This window comes from Bowmanella yangjiangensis (assembly GCF_017255015.1).
Lineage (GTDB): Bacteria > Pseudomonadota > Gammaproteobacteria > Enterobacterales > Alteromonadaceae > Bowmanella > Bowmanella yangjiangensis.
Window position 1 is genome coordinate 1 of the sequence record NZ_JAFKCS010000183.1, and the last position, 1,583, is coordinate 1,583.

The 1,583-nt window shown below is 64.8% G+C and carries 2 protein-coding genes; both read left to right on the forward strand.

Translation table 11 applies throughout. From position 1 onward, the window contains the following. A partial coding sequence (locus J0A65_RS23135; RefSeq protein ID WP_206596649.1) for a MarR family winged helix-turn-helix transcriptional regulator occupies window positions 1–395 on the forward strand: 395 nt, incomplete at its 5' end. Then, on the forward strand, window positions 392–1,583 hold a 1,192-nt coding region (locus J0A65_RS23140; RefSeq protein WP_206596650.1), incomplete at its 3' end, for an FUSC family protein. The genes J0A65_RS23135 and J0A65_RS23140, both read left to right, overlap by 4 nt.

The window sequence follows — 1,583 nt, forward strand, 5'->3', positions numbered from 1 at the left end:
CCTGGAAAAAAGCGGTCTCTCGTGTCATCGCCGACACCGGCATATCCATGTCGCTGGCGACAGTCGTAGTGCTGGTCCAGCGCAACCCGCAGGGCATGACCCAGAAGGAGCTGGCCGAGGAAGCCGGTATCAATCCCGGAGCCCTGGTACGCCTGCTGGACCAGGCCACCGAGATGCGCCTGCTGGAAAGAAGGCAGGTACCAGGGGACAGGCGAGCCAACACACTGCACACCCAGCTCTCCGGGGCAAAACTGGCCGAGCAGGTGGAAGCAGCGGCAGACAAGCTGCGCCTGGAACTGATGCTGGACGTACCACAAGCGGATATCGAGCGTGCCACGGCCCTCCTGCGCCTCTTCGAGGAACGGGCCAATCAGTACCTGCTGGACACTCCATGAAACCCAGCGCCCCGCAACTGCTGTACGCGGTGAAGCTCTACCTGTCGGCGATGCTCGCTTACGCCCTGGCAGTCAACCTCGGTCTGCTCAACCCCTACTGGGCCATGGTGACTGCCTGCGTGCTCAGCAACCCGGTCAGCGGCGCGGTCAGGGCGCGCGCCACCTACCGCCTGGGCGGCACCCTCTTCGCCGGAGCACTGACCCTGCTCATGTCCGCCTATCTGAGCAATGCCCCGCAGATGCTGGTGATCTGCTCGGGGCTGTCGGCCGCCGCAATGCTGGGCGCATCCCATCTGGACCGCACCCCCAGGGCCTATTTCTTCCAGCTGGGCGCCCTGACCATGATGCTGGTCGCCATTGCCTACATCAATCATCCGGACACTATGTTCCACATGGTGGTCACGCGGGTCACGGAGATATGCCTGGGCATCGTGAGTGTCACACTGGTCGACAGCCTGCTCTTTCCCTCATCGCTGGCGCCGGTGTTGCTTGAGCGTCTCAAAGGCTGGCTGCCCGACATGCTGCGCTGGCAAGAAGACTGTCTGGATGGCAAGCCGGTCGATGCGCAGACCGAGCTGGATCGAATCAGGACCCTGGGCGATATCGCGTCGTTCAGCCAGCTGATGTCCACCCTGAGCTACGACAGCTCGGTCGACCGGAGCACCCGCCAGGCCGCGGCCACCCTCCAGCAGCGCCTCCTGAGCCTGGTGCCGCTGCTGAGTGCCATCGGCAACGCCCTTGCCGACTTGCCCGAGACCCTGCGCCAGCCCCTGCGCCCCTACCTGGCGGAAGTCCGTCACCAGGCGCGCAGTGAGACGCCGAACCATGAACGGCTTGCCGGGCTGCTACCAGACACGGCGAGCTTGTCAGCCTGGGAGCGACTGATCGTCGATGCGCTCCACGACCATATCCATCAGTACCTCGAGCTGTGGGCCGAGGCTCGACAACTGGATGCCTTTCTGGATGGCGAGCCCCTGCCGCTCGAGCTGCGCGAGCGTGTCCGGCAAGCCAGGGCGTTCCCCTTGCCGGCCGACACGGACATGGCCACGCGCATGTTCGCCGGCATCCTGGCGACCTATACCCTGCTGTGCCTGCTCTGGTACTTCACCGGCTGGGAACAGGGCGCCAACATGGTGTTGCTGGGCGTGGTGGCCATCGCCTTCTTTGGCAGCGGTGACGAACCCGGCT